Source organism: Phyllobacterium bourgognense (assembly GCF_003337575.1).
Lineage (GTDB): Bacteria > Pseudomonadota > Alphaproteobacteria > Rhizobiales > Rhizobiaceae > Phyllobacterium > Phyllobacterium bourgognense.
On record NZ_QPJM01000027.1, the window covers coordinates 1 to 19435 of the forward strand.

The 19435-nt window shown below is 56.5% G+C and carries 14 protein-coding genes and 2 pseudogenes; 3 read left to right on the top strand and 13 right to left on the bottom strand.

Annotation, left to right across the window (positions count from 1 at the left end):
* Positions 1–363 precede the first annotated feature (363 nt).
* Positions 364–613, bottom strand: a pseudogene (locus C7476_RS28970) (copper-binding protein); the annotation flags it as partial.
* Between the two features lie 271 nt (positions 614–884).
* Here C7476_RS28970 and C7476_RS25505 point away from each other — a divergent pair.
* Entirely contained in the window at positions 885–2105 is a 1221-nt protein-coding gene (locus C7476_RS25505) for an ATP-binding protein (protein ID WP_245426583.1), read from the top strand.
* Positions 2106–2245: 140 nt separating this feature from the next.
* Here C7476_RS25505 and C7476_RS25510 read toward each other — a convergent pair.
* A pseudogene (locus C7476_RS25510) lies at positions 2246–2811 on the bottom strand (L,D-transpeptidase).
* Between the two features lie 252 nt (positions 2812–3063).
* On the opposite strand from C7476_RS25510, the gene C7476_RS25515 reads away from it, so the two are divergent.
* The gene (locus tag C7476_RS25515; RefSeq protein ID WP_114432736.1) at positions 3064–3492 is read left to right on the top strand and encodes a hypothetical protein; all 429 of its coding nucleotides are present in this window, start codon (positions 3064–3066) and stop codon (positions 3490–3492) included.
* A gap of 739 nt (positions 3493–4231) precedes the next feature.
* Here C7476_RS25515 and tdh read toward each other — a convergent pair.
* From tdh to C7476_RS25535, 4 genes are all read right to left on the bottom strand, one after another.
* Positions 4232–5266, bottom strand: coding sequence for an L-threonine 3-dehydrogenase (gene tdh / locus C7476_RS25520; protein ID WP_114432737.1), 1035 nt, complete (start codon positions 5264–5266; stop codon positions 4232–4234).
* A gap of 1 nt (position 5267) precedes the next feature.
* Positions 5268–6464, bottom strand: coding sequence for a glycine C-acetyltransferase (locus C7476_RS25525; protein WP_114432738.1), 1197 nt, complete (start codon positions 6462–6464; stop codon positions 5268–5270).
* An 85-nt stretch (positions 6465–6549) separates the two neighbouring features.
* Positions 6550–8364 carry an ABC transporter ATP-binding protein gene (locus C7476_RS25530; RefSeq protein WP_114432739.1) on the bottom strand — a complete coding sequence of 605 codons (1815 nt, stop codon included), beginning with the start codon at positions 8362–8364 and terminating at the stop codon, positions 6550–6552.
* 15 nt (positions 8365–8379) lie between these two features.
* Positions 8380–9576 (bottom strand): aminotransferase class V-fold PLP-dependent enzyme, encoded by a 1197-nt coding sequence (locus C7476_RS25535; protein WP_114432758.1) that lies wholly within the window; start codon positions 9574–9576, stop codon positions 8380–8382.
* 136 nt (positions 9577–9712) lie between these two features.
* Between C7476_RS25535 and C7476_RS25540 the strand changes: the two genes are divergently transcribed.
* Entirely contained in the window at positions 9713–10510 is a 798-nt protein-coding gene (locus tag C7476_RS25540; protein ID WP_114432740.1) for an IclR family transcriptional regulator, read from the top strand.
* A gap of 2 nt (positions 10511–10512) precedes the next feature.
* Here C7476_RS25540 and C7476_RS25545 read toward each other — a convergent pair whose 3' ends face one another.
* The 7 genes from C7476_RS25545 to C7476_RS25575 form a co-directional block, all read right to left on the bottom strand.
* Positions 10513–11010: a RidA family protein gene (locus C7476_RS25545; protein WP_425374029.1), complete on the bottom strand. Its 498-nt coding sequence runs from the start codon at positions 11008–11010 to the stop codon at positions 10513–10515.
* Positions 11011–11020: 10 nt separating this feature from the next.
* A complete protein-coding gene (locus tag C7476_RS25550; protein ID WP_114432742.1) occupies positions 11021–12247 on the bottom strand; it encodes an amidohydrolase/deacetylase family metallohydrolase in 1227 nt (408 codons plus the stop codon).
* Between the two features lie 2 nt (positions 12248–12249).
* Positions 12250–13119 (bottom strand): ABC transporter permease, encoded by an 870-nt coding sequence (locus C7476_RS25555; RefSeq protein ID WP_114432743.1) that lies wholly within the window; start codon positions 13117–13119, stop codon positions 12250–12252.
* A complete protein-coding gene (locus tag C7476_RS25560; RefSeq protein WP_162702074.1) occupies positions 13119–14060 on the bottom strand; it encodes an ABC transporter permease in 942 nt (313 codons plus the stop codon). Before C7476_RS25560 ends, C7476_RS25555 begins: the two co-directional genes overlap by 1 nt.
* 86 nt (positions 14061–14146) lie before the next feature.
* Complete coding sequence (locus C7476_RS25565) at positions 14147–15676, bottom strand: ABC transporter substrate-binding protein (protein ID WP_114432744.1); 1530 nt, start codon at positions 15674–15676, stop codon at positions 14147–14149.
* A 141-nt stretch (positions 15677–15817) separates the two neighbouring features.
* Complete coding sequence (gene rhaI / locus C7476_RS25570) at positions 15818–17107, bottom strand: L-rhamnose catabolism isomerase (protein WP_114432745.1); 1290 nt, start codon at positions 17105–17107, stop codon at positions 15818–15820.
* 24 nt (positions 17108–17131) lie between these two features.
* Positions 17132–19228 (bottom strand): bifunctional rhamnulose-1-phosphate aldolase/short-chain dehydrogenase, encoded by a 2097-nt coding sequence (locus C7476_RS25575; RefSeq protein ID WP_114432746.1) that lies wholly within the window; start codon positions 19226–19228, stop codon positions 17132–17134.
* Positions 19229–19435 lie beyond the last annotated feature (207 nt).

Here is a 19435-nt window from a genome sequence, read left to right on the forward strand (position 1 = left end):
TCCATGGGCTATAAAGTGCCCGGCCACTTGCTGCGTCCGCAGCAGTACATAACCAAGCTTCGAGAGATGAATGGGGGGCCGAATGCGATTGGTTATACCGGGCCTGCGGGTTAGATTGTGAAGAAGGGCGTTTTCGAGTGTCTGTCCGCTGGACCCACCCGCCCTTAGATCGGGCTTGTAGCGCGGAACACCTCCCCGCGATGTTTCGGTTCAAAATCGAGATCAAGAAGGGCATAGTAGCTTCGGTCTTTCCAAAAAATAACACCAGCGGCTATGTACAGCCGCTGGCGTCTTGCAATTGAAGGTGACTAGAGTCAGCATTTCTTCGGAGCCGCTGATAACAATCGGTTGCCGGGAATTATCTAACTGAATTACCGTGAGCTTGCCGTTGACCTTCTCGGCGAAATTCGGTCGCTTTGGTTTTGCCTTGGCAAGCAGAGCATTGTCGCTGACAACGAACCACCATCGTCATTGCTGGCATGTCCAAACTTTTGAGTGCCTCATGGTTGATGGTAAGGTTCTTCTGCTTGAGATCAATTTTCTTTACCTCGCCCTTGGTGAATTCGGCAGCCAATGAAACAGTCGAAATTGCAGTTGTGGCAAATGCGATCAACGCGCATCACAACTGGAGCCTGCTCTCTGGTACACGCCGTTCATCGTATTCTCAAGGCTCGTATTACTCATTTTCTTGCACACTTATTACTTATTTCACCCGATGCCTAATATACATTCCCCCACCTTTCTATTATACATCTCCCCAAGTTTATGTTATCAATTTCACCGCCCCCGGCTAAGTCACCGCGACTGGAAAACAAATGGATGCCTCCCTGCTCCCGCGCCATCTAAAAGCGGAACTTATCGAGGCCCTTCGCTCGGCGCGAGTTGTGAACATTATCGGTCCCCGCCAAGTCGGGAAGACTACGCTTGTTAGAGATTTGCTGGATGTTGGAAAATTCGTCACGTTGGATGAAGAGAACGTGCTAGCAGCGATGGAAGCTGATCCCGTCGGGCAGATTGATGCGCTTGTGTCCGAAGCGGGTGAAACACCTCTCATTATAGATGAGGCGCAACGATCAAAACGCCTAGCGCTTGCCATCAAGAAGATCGTCGACGAACGGCGCAGAATGGGGCAATTCATCCTGACTGGGTCTTCGAACGTATTTACATCCGCGCATGTCGCGGACTCCCTCGCTGGCCGAGTCCAGACCTTGACGATGCTCCCGATGAGCGTCGCCGAAATAAGTCAGAAAGGGCCTGCGCGAATTCTGGATTGGGCCAACCGAGCCGAGAGACCAACGCTTGCCGATTTGCCGATGCCGGATAAAGTCTCAAGGAGCACATACGTCGATATAATGCTGGCAGGGGGATATCCTGAGATTCGCAGCTTAGAGGACCGCCGACGCAGACGCCGTTACCGAGACTACGTGGATACGATTGTCGAACGGGATGTTGCTGATATCCTCGAAATCAGGAGATCTGACGCGATGCGTCGGTTGATCGATCAACTCGCCGCACGAATTGCCAACGAACTCAATGTCCAGGACCTCAGCGGGAAGATTGGCATCCAGCGCAAGACAATGGATACATATTTGGACGTATTGACCAAACTGGCACTCCTGGTGAGGCTTCCTGCTTGGACATCCGGCGAGGTCGGTCGCGACATCCGCCATCCAAAGATTCACATCGTCGACACAGGGATAGTCGCCGCATTGAGAAACTTGACGTCGGCCAGCTTCGCTATCGATGCCAACCCAACCGGGCTTGGAGCTATTCTTGAGGCATTTGTGCACAATGAGTTGCAGAAGTCGCTTCCATACCAAAAAAGCGATTGGCGACTTTACCACTGGCGTCATCAGCGGGGACCCGAGATCGACATTGTCGCAGAAGCGGATAGGACGCTCGTAGGTTTTGAAATGAAAGCAGGAGCTACTGTTGATTCGAACGATTTTCGGCACCTGAAATGGTTCCGCGATGAAGGGCCAGGAAAAACGTGGAATGTTGTCGGGATCGTGATTTATCTTGGAGACCGCCCCCTGAGCTTTGGCCCAAAGCTCTTCGCGTTGCCTTTGTCCGCGTTTTGGGCTTTTTCCCAGATGACTGACTAAGCTCGGTGCGCAGTTGGCACGCGATGCTATCTTTCCGTGCAGTGCGGCACAGATTTTTGTGCTGAGACCAAGGGGGCATTTGCTACCGAAGTATCGGCCCAACCTAAGGGTCGGCCTTCCATCTAAGCCGGAGCCATTGGTTATCCCAAAACAACGACCGTCGCACCGACGCCGACATGTTCGTACAACTAATGACGTGATCGTTCGTCATTCGGATACATCCATTCGACACCGCCGTTCCAATGGTCCAGGGCTCATTTGTGCCATGGATGCGGTAGTAGGTGTCACGTCCGTCGCGGTAGAGGTAAATCGCACGGGCTCCGAGTGGGTTTTCTGGACCACCATCCACACCAACCGCATATTTTCCGTATTTAGCAGGGTCCCTTGTGATCATGTCATCTGTGGGAATCCATCGTGGCCAGGCCGCTTTGCGACCCACTACGGCCTTACCTGACCATGCGAGACCTGCGCGGCCGACGCCGATGCCGTAGCGGCGTGCGCTGAACGGACTCTCGATAAGATACAGGAACCTGTTTTTCGGGTCGACCACCACCGACCCGGCTGGCAGATCACTTTCGTAGGGAACGCTTTGCGGCTCGAATTTCGGATCGAGCTGAAAGCTCCTTTTCTTCGTTTGTCCCAAGACCGAGCTCGGTATCCACACAGCTGCAGCCAATCCTGCAATGAACCATCGTGACATCCTCATTGGTTTCCCTGGACGCCGCAGCTAATTCAGCAGGCAAACCGAGCGGGCGGCGATCACGATACCGAACAACATGCTCGGGAAAAATCGTAATCACCGTTCGGATTTTCCAATGTTATAACGCTACAAAATTGTCATTGTGTAGACAGCGGACGCGGCCAAACGCGTCGATTAAATTGTTTTGACAGGTCGCTTTGCCGGGTGTGCACTACTCCCGTGCGGGTGCATCCCGCATGCAAAAAATGGGAGGAAGCCATGAAAGACATAAACCGTCGGTCGGCATTGGCACTCGGTTTAGCGGCGACCGCCGCAACGCCTCTGCTCATTTCGGCAGGCCCAGCCGTGGCCAAGACCAAGGAGTACGGCAAAACGGATGGCAAGGAGCTTGCCCCTGGTGTCAGGTTAGTTGAGTTGGGCACGTTTAAGTCAGATATCCCCGCCTACAAGAGCATCAACATGGTAGATATCGTATTTCAGCCCGGCGCGGTGGCCGCGCCAAGCATGATGGACAATGACATGCTGTGTTACATCACTGCGGGTGAATTCACGATCAAGAAGCCAGACAGGGAATTCAAGATCAAAGAAGGCGAGATGTACGCCTGTGCCAAAGGCACAACGGACGGGGCCACAAACACCAGCAACGCAGTTGGGATTCACACGATAGGCATTCTGATCCCTGCCTGAACATACTTAGCGTTTCTCCGGCTGGCTCCTGCCATGAAGTGCTATCGGTCGAGAGTCCAGCCGGATGCCGATAATTCCTATCAGAATGAGTTGATGTTACTCTTTCTTAAAAACAGTAATATCAACCTCACCCCAGTGCAGAGTGCCTGGTCGCCTGCGTTCCTTTACACATTAACCCACGTTTAGTTTCCTGTCGGGACCAGGAAGCCCCGCGACGCGAAGCGCGCACGAAATCCCGTCTATGACGTAAATTTCCGACGTTATCTTTCAGTTGCTGAAGATGCGCCTGGGTCGGATCATTGTCCCGGGCCAGTGTATTTGACGAGGGACGGCGCTGTCCGGGGGCTGCCAGGACCAAAACAACCTGCCCCTCGCCTCGCGCGTGCATGCGGATCAACGCGGAGAGATTTCTTGTCCGCGCGCGGTGCACGAGGACAGCGAAGATGGTCTCGATCGCAATCGGGAGTTCTTCAGCATGGTACGGCGTTGTAGGCAAAGATGGGTAACGCCGTTTACATAAGTAAAGGGGAGCATCCGCAACCAAAGTAAAAACACCCGCCCCCCGTTCGAGGTTCGTCGTCTTGCTTGATACTGCTGTTTCCCGTTTCGGCCGGCCGGCCGCCGGGTATCATCACGCCGCCCCCCGCTTGCTAAACCCGAAATGTTGGCTCTTCAAGATCCTGTCGGTCAGGGTTGGCTACTTCACCGAAACATTGTCCTGTCGGAACGACGCGCTTACTTACCAGCTCAAAACCACCTTGCCTGAACTGCCAGACCGCATCGCATCGAAGCCAGACTGGAAATCATCGATCGGTAATCTGTGCGTGATGATGGGCGACAGATCGAGACCTCCTTGCACGAAGGCAATCATCTTGTACCAGGTCTCGAACATTTCGCGGCCATAGATACCTTTGAGATTAAGCATCTTGAAGATCACCTTGTTCCAGTCGATCTCGAAACCTGTCGGCGCAATGCCGAGAATGGCAATCTTGCCACCATTGTTCATCTTGTCGATCATGTCGCGAAAAGCTGGTGCTGCACCGGACATTTCCAACCCGACATCAAAACCCTCGGTCATGCCGATGTCCTTCATCACGTCGGTGAGATTTTGCGTCGACGCATCGACCACATGATCTATCCCGAGTTTGCGGGCAAGCGCCAGGCGCGCAGGATTGATGTCGGTGATGACGACCTTGCGGGCTCCTGAGCGCTTTGCAACCAGGGCGCCCATGATGCCGATGGGGCCTGCACCGGTTACAAGCACATCTTCGCCAACGAGATCGAAGCTCAGAGCCGTATGCACGGCGTTGCCAAAGGGATCGAAGATCGCAGCGATTTCATCGGAAATATCGTCTGGGATCGGTACGACATTGTTTTCCGGAATGCAGACATACTCGCCGAAGGAACCAGGCCGGTGTACGCCGACACCGAGCGTGTTACGGCAGAGATGGCCCCTGCCGGCACGGCAATTGCGGCAAATGCCGCAGACGATATGGCCCTCGCCGGAGACACGCTGCCCGACCTTGTATTTGGTCACGGCAGAACCAATTTCGGCAATCTCGCCACTGAACTCATGACCCACGACCATCGGCACCGGGATCGTGGCCTCAGCCCACTTGTCCCAGTTGTAGATATGCACATCAGTGCCGCAGATGGCCGACTTTTTGACCCGGATCAGCACGTCGTTTGGACCGGGCTCCGGAACCGGAACGCGCTCCATCCAAATCCCGGGTTCCGCCTTTGCCTTGACCAGCGCCTTCATCATGTTCGACATGCTATTTAGCTCCAATGATGCCGAGATCGCGCCCGACTTCAGCAAAAACCTCGATCACACGAGCGACGTCTGCGCTGGTGTGGGCGGCGGACATTTGGGTGCGGATGCGAGCTTGGCCTTTTGGCACCACGGGGAAGGCGAAACCGATGACATAAACGCCCTTGTCCAGCATGCGCGAGGCCATTTCCTGCGCCAGCGTCGCTTCGCCAAGCATCACCGGAATGATAGGATGATCGGCGCCGGCCAGATTAAAGCCAAGCTTTGTCATATCGCGGCGAAAATGCGCGGCATTGGCGCTGAGGCGCGCGCGCAGGTCCGCGCCCTGGTCAATCAGATCGAACACTTTCAGCGATGCTGCCGCAATGACAGGCGCCAAAGTGTTTGAGAAAAGATAGGGCCGGGAGCGCTGACGCAGCCAGTCGACCACTTCGCGCTTGCCGGATGTATAGCCGCCCGAAGCCCCGCCCAGCGCCTTACCCAGTGTACCGGTAATGATATCGACACGGCCTTCGACGCCGCAATGCTCGGCGGAGCCGCGACCGTTTTTGCCGACAAAGCCCACGGCATGGCTGTCGTCCACCATGACCATGGCACCGTGTTTCTCGGCAAGGTCGCAAACACCCTGCAGATTGGCGATGATGCCGTCCATCGAAAACACGCCGTCGGTCGCAATCATCTTGAAGCGACTGCCTTCGGCTTTCTTCAATTCCTCTTCCAGCGCTGCCATGTCATTATTGGCGTAGCGGAAACGTTTGGCCTTGGAGAGACGCACGCCATCGATGATCGAGGCATGGTTGAGCGCATCGGAAATGATAGCGTCTTCCTCGCCGAGCAACGTTTCGAACAGGCCGCCATTGGCATCGAAACAGCTGGAATAAAGGATTGTGTCCTCCAAACCGAGAAAGCTGGAGATGCGGGCTTCAAGCTGTTTGTGTTCCTCCTGCGTGCCGCAGATGAAGCGTACCGATGCCATGCCATAGCCGTAGCGGTCGAGCGCTGCCTTGCCCGCTGCTGCAAGTTCTTCGTTGTCAGCAAGCCCGAGGTAATTGTTGGCACAGAAGTTGAGCACCTTTGCACCCGAATCCACAACGATCTGTCCGGCTTGTTTGGAGGTGATGACGCGCTCGGTCTTATAAAGCCCGGACTGTTTCAGCCCCTCGAGTTCGGAAGACAGGTGATCGATAAAAGGCTTGGACATGGCTTTTCCTGCTCTGCGCCTGATGATGGGGCAACTCTGGCAATGTCATGTCACGATCAGGTCGATGTCTCAAGCCCCGGCTTGATCAGAGTTGAACCAGATGTCCCGACGAAACCTCGGCATATTGACGGATCGGAACTGCGAAATCCGGTGGCCGAACGGGGCTTTTGATCTCGTCATTGGATACAGGCCGCTTTACACCTCGCCGCGAAGGATCGGGAACGGGCACTGCAGAAATCAGCTTTCTCGTATAGGGATGCTGCGGATTTTCGAAGATCGCCGCGCGCGGCCCGATTTCGACGATTTCGCCAAGATACATGACCGCGATGCGGTGGCTGACTCGTTCCACCACGGCGATATCGTGCGAGATGAACAGATAGGCGAGGTTCAGGCTAGCCTGCAGGTCGAGCAGAAGGTTGATGACCTGCGCCTTTATCGAGACGTCGAGTGCCGAGACGGATTCGTCAGCAACGATGATCTTCGGGTCGAGTGCCAGTGCGCGGGCAATGCAGACGCGCTGACGCTGGCCGCCGGAGAATTCATGCGGATAGCGACTTGCCATTGCTTGCGCGAGGCCCACACGCTCCAGTAGATCGGCCACACGCTCACGTGCTTCGGCACGGGTTCCAAGCTTGTGTTCCAGATACGGCTCGGCAATGGCCGCGCCGACCGTCATACGCGGATTGAGGCTCGCAAACGGATCCTGGAATATCATCTGCATGGTCCGGCGCATGTCGCGCAATTGCTTCGGGTCCATGGTCAGCACATCCCGGCCATTGAGCAGGACTTCGCCAGCCTGCGCTGGAACGAGGCGCATGATCGAGCGTCCCGTCGTTGATTTTCCGCAGCCGGATTCGCCAACGAGCGAAAGCGTTTCGCCGGGCTGCAATGTGAAGGAAAGATTTTCGACAGCGTGCACCCGGCCCTCAAGCTGGCCGAACATGCCGGAATGGATGTTGAAACGCGTCGTAAGATTGCGCACATCCAGAAGCGGCTGGACCCCCGCTTGCACCGTATCGGCCGCTTCGACCGGCGTATCGGATGTGCCGGTAGCGCGATCGACCACCGGAAATCGCAAAGGCCGCTCGTGCCCTTTCATCGAGCCCAGAACCGGAACTGCCGAAAGCAGCGAACGCGTGTACGGATGCTGCGGCCGCGCGAAGATATCCTCGGTCTTGCCGGTTTCGACCGCCTCGCCATTATACATGACCACGGTCCGGTCGGCGATCTCCGCCACAACGCCCATATCGTGGGTGATAAAGAGAACAGAGGCACCCTCCTCGTCCTGCAACAATTTTATAAGATCGAGGATCTGGCCCTGAATGGTCACGTCCAGAGCTGTGGTTGGTTCATCGGCGATAAGCAGTTTTGGTTTGCTCGCCAGAGCCATCGCGATCATCACGCGCTGACGCATCCCGCCCGAGAAGCGATGTGGATACTCATTGAATCGCGATTTCGCGGCAGGTATCCGCACCTTTTCGAGAAGCCGGATGGTTTCTGCCTTGGCCTCGGCACGCGAGATGTTGTGATGGCAAAGTAGTGCCTCACTGATCTGTTGGCCCACCGTGAACAGCGGATTGAGGCTGGTCATTGGTTCTTGGAAAATCATCGCGACGTCATTGCCGCGGATGCCGCGCATCTGGCTCTCCGGCAGGGCAAGAATGTCCTTTCCTCCCAGCATGATTTTCCCCTCGATACGGCTCTTGTCCTTTTGCAAAAGCCGCATGACAGAAAGCGATGTGACGCTCTTTCCGGACCCGGATTCGCCCACAATCGCCACGGTCTCGCCGGGCGCAACGTGGAAGGAGACGTTGCGCACCACCGGCCGCCACTGACCATCGGCCAAGAAAGATGTGGTCAGGTTCGAAACCGACAGAACGGGGGCGATGGGCGTTTCCATGAGCTATCCTCCGGGTCAATCCGGCCAGCGCATCAGGCCAGCGATACGACGGGCGTAACGTTCTTCAAACGGGCTTGCGATGATTTCATTCGAGGCTCGTGCCTTGCTCAGCTCCTCGTCGAGACGGCTCGCCACGATTTTCTCCTCGCCCGGATGCAGATTGCATGGATCCATATAGAAAAACCCATGCTCGGCCTCATGATCGCGAACGATGACCGGGTGGACCCCTCTCGCCAGTGCATCAGCGAGGTCCCAAGCCGTGATATGCGCTTCCTGCGGGTTGACCGTCACCCGCAAACGGTCAAGCGGATTGTGGGTTGGATCCGGCTCGATCCCGGCAGTGACGCCGGGCCTGCCCGTTAGCGTCTGCTTCCACAAGTTGAGATAGCCGTTTTCCTTTTCGCGGATAGCGGCATGGTCGCGCTTCTCCCAGGCTTCGAGTGCTGCGATGGTGCCAAGGATGCTTTCCTTGCCTAGCTTCATGCCGCGCCCAATGCCCATATTCTGCAGGAACGCATTGCGAACCAGATCCTTGCGCCCGGCAACAATACCGCCCGTTGGTCCGCCGAGGAACTTGTGCGACGAATAGAGCGCGATATCGGCACCCTCCGCGAGGAAGATTTTCAGATCGTACTCGGAAGCGGCGTCGACGATGACCGGAACACCACGTGCATGGCAAAGCTCGGCAAACGTCTTCAGGGCGATCAGGCCATACTGGACTGTGTGGTGCGAGACCACGAAAACCGCGGCAGCCGTACGCTCATTGATGGCACCGTCGAGATGGTAGGGATAGCAGGACGTGGCCTGGCCGATAAGGACCGCCTTCGCACCCGCAAGCCTGATGCCTTGGTCAACCGGCGCGCCGTAGCTGACGACATGGCCAGTCTGTATGATGACTTCGTCCTTCAGGCCTGTCGTGTCCGGCAGTCGTTCAATTGCGGCGAGATCGCTTCCGGTCATCGCCGCCGCCACGGCGAGACTGATTCCGGCCGAACAGGATGCAGTGACAAAGCCCGCATCGCCGCCCGTCAGCCGTGCGATCACCGGGCTCGCCCTCTTATGCAGATCGTTGATTTCCACAAATTGCGGGAGTATGGCACTCATTGCCGCGACCGCCTCCGGCACCACGATTGACGCCCCCAGCGATGTCATCGTCCCGGAAACGTTGATCACGGGTCTTAGTCCCAGCGACTGGCGTATATCGGGCTGCATATGAGAGTCGGTCATGGTATTCTCCTCGAAGCGTATTCCGTTTGCTTGGCATATATGCCGTTATAATGTAATAAAGGGTCGAAAAAACTTTAGCGATAGTGCCAGGAGCCTAAGAGTGGACGCGAAGACATCAGACATGGACGCACCTATTTCCAGCGAAGAAACGACTGCCCGCCGCTCGCGTGTCAGCGGTATCGATCGTGCCCTGCAGGTTCTTGATTATCTGTACGAAACGGGAAATCCGGCGGGCGTCTACGCGATCGCCAAGGCCATTGGTGCCCCCCTTTCCACCGTCTATGTGATCATCGACGATCTCGTTGAAAAGAACCTCCTGTCGCGCAATGGCGATAATACCGTTTGGCTGGGCGCGCGGCTCTACCACTATGGTCTTGCCTATGCGCGCTCGCTGGATTTTCTCAATGTCGCCAATCACGAGATGCACAATCTCAGCCGCGTTTCGGGCGAAACGGTACAGGTCTGCGGTCGCGATGGCGATCATATGATGGTGCTGGCGATGGCTGACGGCCCGGGGCATTTTCAGGTGACGTCGCGCGTCGGCACCCGCGTGCCGCTCAACTGGACTGCATCCGGCCGCCTGCTTGTTGGCCATCTCCCCGAACAGGAACGGCTGGACCTGTTCGAGCATTGCGCGAAATCCTCTCCGACCGGGCGCGCCGTGATCGATCCGTCCGTTTTGTCCGAGTCGGCAAAACAAGCCCTGCAGGCACGCATCTCCATACAGGCGGGCGAATCCGACTATGCGGTTGCCTGTGTCGCCTCGCCGATCTGCGATGACAATGGCGCCTGTATTGCCACCATTTCCATCGTTCTGCCCGAACAGAAGATCACCGACAATCCTGATCGCTACACAGCCGAGGTCAAGGCTTCGGCGGAGCGGATCGAAACGGTGATGGGCTGGCGCAGTCATTCCTGATCTCAATCCTTCAATGAAATAATTGCCTCGATTTCCACGGTGATATTGCCGGGCAGCGAACTGAAGCCAACGGCTGAACGCGCATGGTTGCCGGCTTCACCAAAAACATCGATCAGCAAGTCCGAGCACCCATTGATGACCGAGGGATGATCGGCAAAATCCGGTACTGCGTTGACCATGCCCAGAAGCTTCACCACACGTTTCACCCGCCGCAAATCTCCGAGCGCCGAATGCATGACCGCCAGCAGGTTGATACCGGTCAGACGCGCATGCTTATAGGCTTCGTCGACGCCTACATAACCTCCGACCTTGCCGGTATGCATGTACCCGTCGTCTTCCCGCGGGCCCTGTCCCGACAGGTACAGCATATTGCCTTCCTGGATGTGGGTGACGAAATTCGCGATCGGGCTCGGCGCCGGGGGAAGAACTATGCCCAGCGCCTTGAGACGATCATAGGGGGAAACGTCGGCGTCGATTGCCGGACTTGACAGGTCACTCAAGGCGAATTCCTCAACGGTATGAATAGGGCGCCATGGCACCGGATGTTTCAGGCTTGACGGGCTGGTAGCGGCTGGCGGCGATTGGTTCATTGCCGAGCACTGCCCAGTGTGGCTCGAACAATTTGTCGAGCCTTGCTTCGTAACCCATCGAGTCGATGACTGTGAGATCGGAATCGGCGAGCTCGAAGATGGTGAAGTCCGCACGCGTTCCGACCGACAAGAGGTTATCAGTCGGCAGATTGATCGCCGATGCGGGAGAGATCGTCACTGCTTCCACCACCTTGTCGAACGGCATGCCGACGCTCAGGAGTTTGGACATCGTGGTGCCGAGGTCCCACACTGCGAAGTTCAGGCTGCGTAGATGAATATCGGTCGAGATCGAAAACGGCAGAAGTCCACGCTGGATCGCGACTTCCGCCACGCGAAACGAGAACGATGCGCCGCCGTGACCGATGTCGAGACGAATGCCCTCCCCTGCACAACGCGCCGCAAGTTCGAACAGATCATCGTCCTCGATGATGCTGCTGCCGACCTTGCCGTTGAAGCAGTGTGTGATGATATCTCCCGGGCCGAGGATTTCCAGCACTTCGTCATAGAGTGCCGGCGGTTCGCCAACATGCACCATCATCGGGATTTTCAGTATTTTGGCGAGCTTCTTGCCGACTTTAACCGGAGTGACACCCCAGGAGCCTGTGATCACATGGCTGGCACGCACCTTCAGTCCGACGATGTGATCACGGTTTTCATTAACGCAGGCAACTGTACGATCGATATCGATCGACTTGATATCGCTGAGTTCGCTGACCCGGTTGCAGGCCACGAGCCCGATGGAGCCCAGGTTCAGAAACGCCTTGATACGTTCGCGTGCCGGATCAATGATGTATTCGCGAAATCCGTGGAAATTGGCTTCACCTGCCGAACCCGCATCAACGATGGTGGTGACACCCCGCTCGGCGCCGCATAGTTGCGGACGCACCGAAATATCCGTGCCGCCGTGCCAGATATGTGTGTGCAGATCGACCCAGCCCGGGGAAATCCATGCGCCCATGCCGTCGACACGGCGCACATCGCCATCGACATTCAGCGAAGGACCAAGCTCGGCAATCCTGCCGTCAGCATCGATCAGGATATCGATGCTGGACGACGGCGTATTCGGTCCGAACGAAACCGGTTTGACATTGGTCAGCAGCAAGCGCCCTTCCATTGGAGAACCGGCGGTTGCAGAAGAGGCAGGCATGATCAAAGATCCTTTCTGAGGCGGGGGTCGAGAAGGTCGCGGAAACCGTCGCCGACCATCTGCAGGGAGAGAACGGCAAGCACGATGGCGATGCCGGGGAATAGCGTCATCCAGTCCGCCTTGCCGATATATTGACGACCCGACGCGATCATCGTGCCCCAGGTTGGCACTTCCGGGCTGACGCCAAGTCCGAGGAATGAGAGACCGGCTTCCGCGAGCATGGCATTGGCGAACAGGAATGTCCCTTGCACGAGAATCGGCGATAGCAGATTGCGCAGAATATGCCGCGTCATGATATGCGGCGTGGAGATTCCAAGCGAGGTCGCCGCCTCCACATAGGGCAGTTCGCGAATGACCAATGTCGAGGCGCGAACGATACGAGCGAGGCGCGGCGCATAGACGATACTAAGCGCGACAATGACCGTGGTCAGCGATGGCCCGAGTGCTGCAACGAGCGCAATCGCCAACAGAATATCCGGAAAAGCCATCATCGCGTCGATCAGGCGGGTAATCGGCGCGTCGAGTTTCTGGAAAAATCCAGCGAGGATGCCGAGGGTCACGCCGATCAGCGACGCAAGCACCACCACGGCGAAACCGACCAATAGCGACAACCGCGCCGAAAAGATCGTCCGCGAGAATACGTCGCGGCCGAATTCGTCCGTGCCGAAGAACCACTTCATGTCCGGTGGCTTGAGACGGTTGACGATGGACAATTTGCTCGGCGAATAGGGTGTGATCAGGGGTGCGAAGACCGCAAGGAGCACGAAGATGGCGAGAACGATCAGCCCGAACAGAACGGTCTTGCGCCGGATCAGGATCCGGAAAAACTTCGAGCGCTCGCTTGTAGGGACGTTGGTTGCGATATCGGCCATCAGTAGCGCACCCTTGGATCGACGACGAGGTAGAGCATATCGATGGCGAAGTTGATGAGGACGTACAGCGCTGCGATGATCAGCAGCGCGCCCTGGATGACAGGGTAATCCCGCCGCAGTACCGCCGACACGACAAGACTGCCGACACCGGGAAGACCAAACACGGTCTCTGTGACGACAGCACCCGAGATCAGCACGGCAGCTGTCAGACCGAGGACGGTGAGGATCGGTATCAGCGCGTTCTTGAAGGCATGTTTTAGGACGACCCGCCGCTCATCCACACCCTTGGCGCGCGCTGTGCGAATATAATCGTCGCCGAGCACATCGAGCATGGAGGCGCGGGTGAAACGCATGATGAGCGCGGAAGAGACGATGCCGAGCGCAAACGCCGGCAGCACCAGATAGCCAAGCCGCTCCATCAACGATGTTCCCGGCCCGCCATAACCGGATACCGGAAACAGGCCGAACCGCACGGCAAATATCTGCATCAAGATGAGTCCCAGCCAGAAGCTCGGGATGCTTGCAGCAAGCATCGCTACTGCTGTTGCTGCCTGATCGAAAAATGACCCGCGCCGGTATGCAGCATAGATGCCGATTGGAATGGCGATGACGCTGGCGATCAGCAGCGAGAAAATCGTGAGAAAGAAGGTCGGCTCGGCGCGCTGGGCCAACGCCTGCAGTACGGGCTGGTTGAGAAAGATGGACTGCCCGAGATCGCCCTTGAACAGATTGCCGATGAAATAGACATATTGCAGCAGAATGGATTGATCGAGCCCGAGTTGCTGACGCAGCGCCGCAATATCCGCCGCAGTTGCCTCCGGCCCGAGCATCACGGCAGCGGGATCCCCTGGCGTGACGCGCACGATGATGAAAACTATCGTCACCACCAGGAACATCACGATGATCATGCCGATAAAGCGTTGGAGTATGTAGCGGAGCATCTGGTCGGATCGTTCTCTCTTGCAGTTTTACTGAAGAATGGTCGCAGGCCCTGGGGAAGCCCCTGCCCGCGACCGTTGCGCCTGCGCTATTGCTTCAGCGACACGTTCCAGAAATAGGGCCATGGCGCTGGCGTGAAACCTTCCAGCTTTGCTGACTTGGCCGAGAGCGCGTTGAAATCGCCGATCTTGATGATTGGGACTTCGGCATAGATCACTTTTTGTACTTCGCCCCAAAGTTCAACGCGCTTCTTTGGATCGACTTCAGAGTTAAACGCATCGACGGCCGCCTTGCGTGCAGGCGTATCCCAATTACCGGGCGCGCTGGTCGACATGGCACCAATCAGAGCCGGCTCCGGCAGGAAGGGACTGTGGCTGATATAGATGTCCCAGAGTTTCGGGTCGGCACGGCGCTGGGTCAGCGTTGCCCAGTCCACGACCTGCATATCCACCGTGAAGCCCGCAGCCTTCAGATACTCGGCGGCAACCTGTGCCATCTTGTAGTGGAATTCATATTGGCGGCTGGTGAGAATGCGGATCGGTTCGTTATTGTAGCCGGCCTTCTTCATCAGTTCGGCAGCCTTTTCCGGATCGGCGACGTTGTAGGCGCCTTCGGTGCCCGCATCGGTCTTCCAGCTATAGCCGTCGGGATACATCGACGCATTCAGCGAATAGAAATCCGTACTGCCGAAGGCCGCTGCCATCATGTCTTCCATGCTGAGCGAATCGCGAATGGCCAGTCTGATATCCTGGTTCTTGGTGATACCCGTACTGGTGTTCATGACGAAGACCGGCCAGCCGAATGGCTTGAGCAAAACGGCTTCAGTGGTTTTCTGGTCTTTCAGCCGGTCGTAGGCTTCAACCGGAAGGCTGTCGACGTAGTCGAACTGACCCGAAACTGCGCCTTCGACGCGTGTATTGGCATCCGGCACAGGAACAAAGCGAATTTCATCCAGATATTGATGACGCGCACCACCATAGCCGTTTTCGTCGCCCTCGGGTGATGTGTAGCCGTCGAAACGTGCCAGCTGGATATATTGGTCTGCCTTGCGCTCCTTCAGCATATACGGCCCCGTACCGACCGGATCGGTCATCGGATTTTGCTGCTTCTCGCTCGGGAGAATGATCGCGGCGGCATTGTTGAAAGCCAGCAGCGAAACGAGCGGGGCATAAGGCGCGTTGAGAGTGATTTTGACAGTGGCGGGATCGACAGCTTCGATCGAAGCGATCATCGAGGCTGTCTGCTTGCCGCGTGAGGCAACTTCTGTCCAGCGTTTCAGCGACGCGACGACGTCGGTCGAATCCATATCCGTGCCGTCATGGAACTTGACGCCGGTGCGAAGCTTTATCGTGTAGACTTTGCCGTCAGGCGAAACTTCGGGAAGACTGGCAGCGAGAAGTGGTGTGACGTTCCAGCTTTTGTCGAATGTATAAAGGGTTTCGAAAATATGCTGCGAGACGATGCCGACAAGATCCGCTGTCGAGGCCATGGCATCGAGCGTTGGCGGCTCGCCGATTGTGGCGACATTGATGACCCCGCCTTTTGTCTGAGCAAAAGCGGAGGGGCCAAGAGCAATCAGCGCTGAACCAATGAGAAGTGCAAGCTTCAGTGATTTCATGACGGTTCCCTTTATTCCACAATAATGGATTATAGTGTTTTATAGTAGAATAAGAACAAATGCTGGCGGGGCTGTCAATTCAAAAAACAAAAGGGCCGCGTGATGAAGCGCAGCCCCTTTGTTTTGATGGGAGTAGATGGATTAAATTATTCCGCCGCCGCCCGCGACACTTGCCGGTCGTTCTTTACCAACTCGTTCGCGGTAACCACTCTTGCGATAGGTGGCAACAGGATCGATCGCTCCGGCTGATCGTCGACGCGCCTCGGCGAGAATTGGTTCGACATCGGTGCGGTAGGCTCTCTTCAATGCGTCGGAAGCCATCAGCGCATCGTTCTCATCCTGGTAAGCGCTCAATGCCTTTCGATCCACCAGCAAAGCCTGAGCGTAGGCCCGGCGAATTTCATTGGCACTTGAAATCAGGCTTTCTATCGGATCTGTGACATTGTGCGACTGATCGATCATGTGGGCGGGATGGAAGTCTACGCCGCGATCTTCCGCGTCGACCAGTTCATTGAAGACGAGAAACAGGCGATAGGGATCTATTGATCCGGCATCGAGATCGTCATCGCCATATTTGGAATCGTTGAAATGGAAGCCGCCGAGTTTCTTGAACTGGATCAGCCGCGAAACGACCATCTCGATATTGGTATTCGGGGCATGATGGCCAAGATCGACAAGACAATAGGCTTTCGGTCCCAATGTCTGCGCGATCAGATAGTTTGTCCCCCAATCCTGTACCACGGTCGAATAGAAAGCCGGCTCATACATCTTGTGCTCGGAGAAGATGCGCCAATCATCCGGCAGCGCCTTATATATTTCCGACATTGATCCGAGATAACGCTCGAAGGCTTTGGCAAAATTGCTCTGCCCCGGAAAATTGGAGCCATCGCCAACCCACACGGTCAGGGCTTTCGAGCCAATCGCTGCACCGATCTCGATACATTCGATGTTGTGCTCGATCGCCTGTGTCCGCGTCGAAGCATTCGCATGGCTGAGCGATCCATATTTGTAGGAATGCGCCTGATCGGGTGCATCGGAGAACGTGTTGGAATTCATTGCATCGAAACCAAGGCCGTGTGCATCGGCATGAGCCTTCAAATGTTTCGGATCCGCCTTGTCCCAGGGGATATGTAACGACACATACGGGGTTGTCCGCGTCAATTGCTGGATCACCGCACAATCGTCGAGCTTGTCGAAGATGCCGCGCGGCTCGCCTATGCCGGGAAAGCGCGCAAAGCGCGTTCCACCCGTGCCAACACCCCACGAGGGCACGGCGACGAAAAAGTCCGCGACCTTGTTGGTGATCGCGTCAATGTCGATGTTGCGTCGCACGAGATGAGCGCCCAGCGCCTCGTAGTCGCTCTTGTGCGCAGCGAGCAGCCGGTCGTTTTCGGCCGCAATCAGTTCACCGGAAATATGTAGCTCAGCCATGATGTCCTCCCGAGACTGACAGTACTAACGCGTAAAGCTCTGCGCGTTGCCCGCATCGACATTGATGATATTACCAGTCGATTTGGCAGATGCATCCGAGGCAAGAAAATATACCGCTTCGGCGATGTCTTCCGGCAGCACATTGAGCTTCAGCAGTGAACGCTTGCGATAGTGTTCCTCGAGCTCGTCAACCTGCAGATTGGACGAGGCGGCGCGCTGCTCCCGCCATTCGCCATTCCAGATTTTCGAGCCGCGCAGTACCGCGTCAGGATTGACCGTATTGACGCGAATGCCACCTTCAGCGCCTTCCAGCGCTAGACAGCGCGCCAGATGGATTTCCGCAGCCTTGGCCGCGCAGTAGGCGCTCGCATTGGGCGATGCGGCCAGACCGTTCTTCGACGCGACGAAGACAACGTTACCGCCAATCTTCTGCCTGCGGAACAGCCGGAACGCCTCGCGCGAGACGAGGAAATAGCCGGTTGCAAGAATATCGATATTGCGGGTCCACATCGAAAGCTCGGTCGTCTCGATTGGTGCCGAGGATGCGATACCCGCATTGGAAACCAGAATGTCAACGCCGCCAAACTCCACGGAAGCTTCGGCGTAGCTGGCGATCACCCCTGCCTCATCCGTCACGTTCAACTGAACGCTGCGTACGGCATCCGCTGTATAGCGTTTGGCGAAATCGTCATGCGCCGTCTTCAATGTTTCGGCATCAATGTCGGCAAGCACTACACAGGCGCCCTCGCCCAAAAGCCGTTCCGCCGTCGCCCGGCCGATGCCGCCGGCGCCACCGGTGACGAAAGCCACCCGTCCCGCCAGTGATTTCGGCTTTGGCATGCGCTGGAGCTTGGCTTCTTCGAGCAACCAGTACTCGATGTCGAAGGCTTCCTGTTCGGGCAGGCCTTGATACTCGGAAACCGATGAAGCGCCGCGCATGACGTTGATCGCGTTGACGTAAAACTCGCCGGCGATGCGCGCGGTCGCCTTGTCTTTGGCGAAGGACAGCATGCCGACACCGGGAATGAGGAAGATCACCGGGTTGGGATCGCGCATCGCCGGCGAATTGTCGTGCTTGCAGTCATTGTAATAGCGGGCGTAGTCGGCGCGGTATGCTTCCAGCGCGCTGTCAAGCGATGCGGCTACCGCGCCGGCATCCGGTTTCGCAGGATCGAAGTCGAGCACGAGCGGCCGAATTTTCGTGCGCAGGAAATGGTCCGGACAGCTCGTGCCGAGGGCCGCGAGAGGGCGCAGATTGTTTGAATTGACGAATTCAAGCACCACCGGTTGATCATCGAAATGTCCGAGCTTGCGTTCCGACACACCGATTTTTCCGCGAATTTCCGGCATCAATTTGGCCGCGATGGCACGCCGTTCGGAGGCATCCAGACTTATGGTGACCTCCCCGCCGAAGGCGGCTTTCCCGGCCGTTTTCTGATCGAACCAGACGATCGCCTTGTTGATGATATCGAGCGTCAGTTCATAGCATTCCTTGGCGTCGTTGGCCCACGTGAAGAGACCATGGCTTTCGAGCACGACACCTTTGGAATTTGGATGCGCAGCCACATAGGCGCCAAGGTCGAGGCCGAGCTGGAAACCGGGACGACGCCACGGCAACCAGCCGATCTCGTCGCCGAAGATTTCGTGCGTCAGTTCGCGGGAGTTTTTCGACGCGGCAATGGCGATGATCGCATCGGGATGCATGTGATCGACATGTTTAAACGGCACAAATCCGTGCAGCGGCGTATCGATGGAGGCAGCGCGGCTATTGAGGTTGAAGGTGCAGTGCGGCAGGAAGCCGACCATGCGATCCTCGTCCTCGACGCCCTTGTAGATGGACTTCAGCGATTCCAGCTTCTCCATATAGAGCGTGGCAAAACCATCGAGCTTGATCGTACCGACATCGCCGCCCGATCCCTTGACCCATAATACCTCGACTGGCGTTCCGGTCAGCGGGTCGGTTTCGATTACTTTGGCGGATGTATTGCCACCACCATAATTGGTGATGCGCTTGTCGGCGCCCAGCAGATTGGAACGATAAAGCAGCTTGCCCGGCTCATCCAGTTCAGCGGCCGTTTGATCATCCCAACGATTATCCAGAAGTTGGACCTTGTCTGCCATATTCGCCTCCCGAAAAGTCAATTGCCAGCGCAGGACAGATCGTCCGGCCGCTGCTATTTGCGTCTAGCTATGGAGCAGATGGCATTTTGTTGTCAATCACAAACAGTCAAATTCAGTCATAAACTTACTATTGTGCAGTGCAATATGAAACTATTTGACTGAAGTTGATTGACACTCGCGCTGTTTTTGCGCCATAGATTACGACAA